This is a genomic window from Streptococcus infantis, from assembly GCF_001579645.1.
In the GTDB taxonomy this organism is placed as follows: Bacteria; Bacillota; Bacilli; order Lactobacillales; family Streptococcaceae; genus Streptococcus; species Streptococcus infantis_E.
Window position 1 is genome coordinate 674,711 of record NZ_KQ970818.1, and the last position, 5,619, is coordinate 680,329.

Consider the following 5,619-nt stretch of genomic DNA (forward strand, 5'->3'; position numbering starts at 1 on the left):
CAAAAATTTTTGGTTACAATTTCAAAGATTTAGATATTGCATATATCTCCTATAACATCTTTCCGAAAAACTATAATTTTCTTGAAAAATATATCTAGCTATGCTATACTACTAGTATAGAAAGATTTGGAGAAAAACATGCAACGCGAGATCTTATTGGAACGTATCGATAAACTTAAACAAGTTATGCCCTGGTATGTTCTGGAATACTACCAATCAAAACTAGCTGTTCCCTATAGTTTTACAACCTTGTACGAATACTTAAAGGAATATGATCGATTTTTCACCTGGGTTTTGGAATCTGGTATATCGGATGCTGATACTATGGCAAATATTCCTTTGAATGTTCTTGAGAACATGACCAAGAAAGACATGGAATCCTTTATCCTATATCTACGAGAACGACCTTTGCTGAATGCCAATACAACTAAACAAGGAGTTTCTCAAACAACCATTAACCGTACTTTATCTGCATTGTCTAGTCTTTATAAATATTTGACCGAGGAAGTTGAAAATGAACAAGGTGAACCTTATTTCTATCGCAATGTCATGAAGAAGGTTGCTACCAAGAAAAAGAAAGAAACCTTGGCTGCCCGAGCTGAAAATATCAAGCAAAAACTCTTTTTAGGTGATGAAACAGAAGGTTTTTTGAATTATATAGATGAGGAATACCCTAAAACTCTCTCAAATCGCGCCTTATCCTCCTTTAATAAGAATAAAGAGCGAGATTTAGCCATCATTGCACTCCTTCTTGCCTCTGGTGTTCGTCTCTCTGAGGCAGTAAATCTGGACCTTCGAGACCTTAATCTCAAGATGATGGTCATTGATGTCACTCGAAAAGGTGGAAAACGAGATTCGGTCAATGTTGCTGCCTTTGCGAAGCCTTATCTGGAGCAATATCTTGCTATTCGAGACAAACGTTACAAGACAGAAAAGACTGATACAGCCCTCTTTCTAACCTTGTATCGAGGTGTTCCAAACCGGATTGATGCTTCAAGTGTTGAAAAAATGGTCGCCAAGTATTCAAAAGACTTCAAAGTCCGCGTGACGCCCCACAAGCTACGCCACACATTAGCAACGCGTCTCTATGATGCTACTAAATCACAAGTTTTGGTCAGTCACCAGCTAGGACATGCTAGCACACAAGTTACCGACTTGTATACCCATATTGTCAATGATGAGCAAAAGAATGCCTTGGACAGTCTTTGATAATACATAATATAAATTATGTAAAATAGTTTTGAAAAAGCGATAGATTTTTTATTATCTAACGCTCTTTTATTATTCTATAAAAATTCAATCCAATAATTTCTGTGTGGCTCAATGATAACTGGTTTTCCCAAAAATGACTTTAGATAAGCCAGATTCGCAGGGCTGATGGGTCTTTTCTCTTCGTTGTACTTCTCAGCACTTTCTTTCGTTAAAAAGCATTTAACAGCTTCATATGGCGTACCATCACTAGCTGTACGATCAATGCCCATATAAGCAATTTCATCACCTTTTTGAGGAATGTCAGTAAGCAGTTTTCCAATAAAGTAGACCGTTTTATCTTTCATTAATTCATAAGCTTTACTATTTTCAAGGCGGTTATTAGCTGCAGCATACATAATACAAAAACTATCAACAATATCTTTCATTGGCATTAACGCATCTTTGCTAACGATTATTTCCTCAGGAGCAAGACCACCAATAATTAGGGCTTTAAAATGTGCTTGCTGAATAACATTGTCTAAAGCCATTCCCAGTGGGATTTGGACAGCTTGCAAACCTAATGGTTCTAACTCTTGTCTTTTCTTATCGAAATGTTCTTGTGTGATACTAATATTCAAATCGTAAGGATTTGTAGATTCTTGGTTTTTAAAAAAAGCTACCACAGTACGATCTAACTGTTCAAATAGTCCGAGATTTTCAATTGGAATCTTTATCATTGATGTTAGGCCTCTTTTATTTTAAATTTCCACTATATTATACCCCCATCAAATTTTAATATCAAGTTTAAACAAAAAAGAAATCCATATTACATGGATCTCTTTTGATTTTATTCTACAACTGCCTCAGCAATTTCTTCTGCAGTGATTCCTGCGAAGTAACGACCTAGGTTAATGGTTTGAAGAGCTTTAAGTACATCTTCGCGTTCGTATTTAACACCACGAAGGACATCTTCTACAGCTGCTACGTCTTCGATACCAAAGAAGTCACCGTAAATCTTGATGTCTTGAATTTTTGATTCGATAACATTAGCAAAGATTTCAACCTTACCGCTAGGGAATTTAGTTCCACGACGGACATTGTATTCAGGTGATTTACCATAGTTCCAGTCCCAAGTTCCAAACTTAGTATCTTTAATACGATTGATTTCAGCTAATTCCTCATCTGAGAAGACATACTCTGTCATTTCAGGGTATTCTTTTTTCATGTATTCCAAAAGTAGGTCACGGAATTCTTCTACGGTGATTTTTTCTGGCAATTCATCTACGATATTGGTTACACGTGCGCGAACTGATTTAACACCTTTAGACTCAAATTTGTCCTTAGATACTTTGAGGGCATTAGCAAGGACTGACAAATCAACGTCAAAGAGCAAGCAACCATGGTGCATGATACGGCCATTGATATAGGCTTGTGCATTTCCACAAAATTTCTTACCGTCGATTTCCAAGTCGTTACGGCCTGTAAATTCAGCTTTAACACCAAGTTCAGCTAGAGTATTGATAACTGGAGTAGAGAAGCTCTTGAAGTCAAATGCCTTATTTTCATCTTCTTTAGAAATGATTGTATAGTTAAGGTTATTCAAATCATGGTAAACAGCCCCACCACCACTGATACGACGTACTACTTCAATTCCGTGTTCACGAACGTAGTCTCGGTTAATTTCTTCGATCGTATTTTGGTGACGACCTACAATGATAGATGGTTTGTTAATCCAAAGCAGGAAAATTTGATCCTCGTCCAAAAGGTGTTTAAAAGCATATTCCTCTAAAGCAATATTAAAGGCAGTGTCGTTTGAATGATTGATAATATATTTCATAAGATACCTTCTAATATGATAGAGACTGGAAAAAAATTCCAGTCCAATCTATCTATCTTTATTTTTTCTTAGGTGAATGGATAGCCATTCCAAGAACATCCGCAAATGCTTCGTACATTACTTCAGAGTAAGTTGGGTGTCCGTGGATTGTCTTCAGCATTTCTTCAACAGTGATTTCCATTTCGATGATACTTGACGCTTCATTGATCAACTCTGCAGCAGCAGGACCAATGATATGAACACCAAGGATTTCACCATATTTCTTGTCTGCAATGACTTTAACAAATCCTTGAGCAGCATCTGATGCGATTGCACGTCCGTTTGCGGCAAAGTTGAATTTACCGATTTGGACATCATATTTCTCACGAGCTTGTTCTTCAGTCAAACCAACTGCTGCTACTTCTGGAAGTGTGTAAATAGCTGCAGGAGTCAAGTTCAATTTAGCAACATGGTGATTTCCTTTAAGGGCATTTTCAGCCGCTACTTCACCCATACGGAAGGCAGCGTGGGCCAACATCTTAGTACCATTGATATCACCTGGTGCATAAATACCAGGAACAGAAGTTTCCATGTACTCGTTAACCTTGATACGACCACGGTCTAACTCAAACTCAACTTCTCCGATTCCTTCAAGATCTGGAACACGACCGATTGAAAGAAGAGCTTTGTTTGCGATGACATCATCTTTTCCTTCAACCTTGATACGAAGTTTGCCATCTTCTTCAATAATTTCTTGAAGCTTAGTACCAGTCAAGATAGTCATACCTTTACGCTCAAGAATCAAGCGAAGGTTTTTAGATACTTCAGCATCCATTGCTGGGACAATGCGATCCATCATTTCGATAACAGTAACTTTTGAACCAAATGTCATGAAGGCTTGCCCAAGCTCGATACCGACAACTCCACCACCAATAATCACAAGGCTTTCTGGTACTTCATTCATTTCAAGGATGTCATCACTAGTCATCACAAGTGATGATTCCATGCCAGGAACGTTAATCTTGCTTACTTTTGAACCACCAGCAAGGATGATTTTCTTAGTTTCAAGCAATTCAGAACCATTTACCAAGACATTCTTATCTTTAGTAATAGTACCGATACCCTTATGAACATCAACTCCATAACTACGAAGGAGTCCTGCAACACCACCAACAAGAGTATTAACAACTTTAGATTTAGTTTCTAAAAGTTTTTCCATATCAACAGTGAAGTTAGGATTTTCAATCACGATACCACGATTTGCTGCATGACCGATATTTTCAATGATTTCAGCGTTGTGAAGGTAAGTCTTAGTTGGGATACATCCACGGTTCAAACAAGTTCCACCAAGTTCAGATTTCTCAACAAGAGCAACCTTACCACCTAATTGAGCTGCTTTAATGGCAGAAACATAACCAGCAGGTCCACCACCAATAACAACGATATCATAAGCATCATCGCTCTTACCATCATCGTTTGAAGCACTTGCTGCAGGTGCTGGGCTAGCTTCTGGTGCTGCTGCTCCAGCTGTTGGGATATTTTCCCCTTCTTCACCAAGATAACCGATAACTTCAGTAACAGGAACAGTCTCGCCGTCCCCTTTCAGGATAGCGATCAAGTAACCGTCTTCTTCTGCTTCCAATTCCATGCTGACTTTGTCAGTCATGATTTCCAAAAGGATTTCTCCTTCTTTTACAAATTCTCCGACTTTTTTATTCCATTGGACGATTTGTCCTTCTGTCATATCCACGCCGGCTTTTGGCATAATTACTTCTAAGGCCATATCTTACTTCCTTTATCTATATTTCTAAAAATAAATTCTCTAAACCAACATTGAGATTGGGTTTTCAATTAAAGCTTTCAAGTCTTTCATAAACTTAGCACCAGCCATACCATCTACGACACGGTGGTCAATTGTTAAACCAAGACTCATAATTGGACGAATCACGATTTCACCATTAACAACAACTGGTTTCTCAATTGTCGAGCTAACCCCAAGGATTGCTGAGTTCGGTTGGTTAATGATTGGACCGAATGATTGAACACCAAACATTCCCAAGTTACTGATGGTGAAGGTTGAATTTTGCAATTCGCTAGGAGCTAGTTTACCATCCAAAGTACGTCCGATAACATCTTTGAAGGCAACTACCAACTCAGACAAACTCATTTTTTCAGCATTATAAACAACTGGCGTCATCAAACCATTATCCATTCCAACAGCCATCGCAAGGTTGACATAGTTGTGAGTGATAATTGTCTTACCATCTTCAGTTAATGACGCATTGATGTACGGGTGTTTCATAAGAGTCTTAACAACCGCAAGTGAAAGCAAGTCTGTAACGGTAATTTTCTTACCAGTTGCTTCCATGATTGGATCAAGGACTTTCTTACGAAGGGCAAGCATTTCAGACATATCGACATCGTAGTTAAGCGTAAATGTTGGAGCAGTCAAGTAAGACTCAACCATACGTTGAGCAATAACTTTACGCATAGGAGTCATCGGAATACGCTCGATTTCTCCATAAGGTGTTACGTTATCTGGAACTTCTTCCACTTTCTCAATTTGAGCAGGTGATTTAATCGTATCGTTTTCGATATTTTCAGGAAGAAAG

5 protein-coding genes are annotated in these 5,619 nt (G+C 38.2%); 1 reads left to right on the top strand and 4 read right to left on the bottom strand.

Annotation, left to right across the window (positions count from 1 at the left end; genetic code table 11):
- Nucleotides 1-138: 138 nt before the first annotated feature.
- A complete protein-coding gene (xerS, locus tag SINDD18_RS03210; protein ID WP_061863048.1) occupies nt 139-1,209 on the top strand; it encodes a tyrosine recombinase XerS in 1,071 nt (356 codons plus the stop codon).
- A gap of 77 nt (nt 1,210-1,286) precedes the next feature.
- Here xerS and SINDD18_RS03215 read toward each other — a convergent pair whose 3' ends face one another.
- From SINDD18_RS03215 to SINDD18_RS03230, 4 genes are all read right to left on the bottom strand, one after another.
- The gene (locus tag SINDD18_RS03215; RefSeq protein WP_061863049.1) at nt 1,287-1,928 is read right to left on the bottom strand and encodes a hypothetical protein; all 642 of its coding nucleotides are present in this window, start codon (nt 1,926-1,928) and stop codon (nt 1,287-1,289) included.
- A gap of 110 nt (nt 1,929-2,038) precedes the next feature.
- A complete protein-coding gene (locus tag SINDD18_RS03220) occupies nt 2,039-3,028 on the bottom strand; it encodes a lipoate--protein ligase (protein WP_061863050.1) in 990 nt (329 codons plus the stop codon).
- Between the two features lie 58 nt (nt 3,029-3,086).
- Nucleotides 3,087-4,790, bottom strand: coding sequence for a dihydrolipoyl dehydrogenase (gene lpdA, locus SINDD18_RS03225; protein ID WP_061863051.1), 1,704 nt, complete (start codon nt 4,788-4,790; stop codon nt 3,087-3,089).
- A 39-nt stretch (nt 4,791-4,829) separates the two neighbouring features.
- Nucleotides 4,830-5,619: dihydrolipoamide acetyltransferase (locus tag SINDD18_RS03230; RefSeq protein ID WP_241497321.1), on the bottom strand; the 790-nt coding region annotated here is incomplete at its 5' end.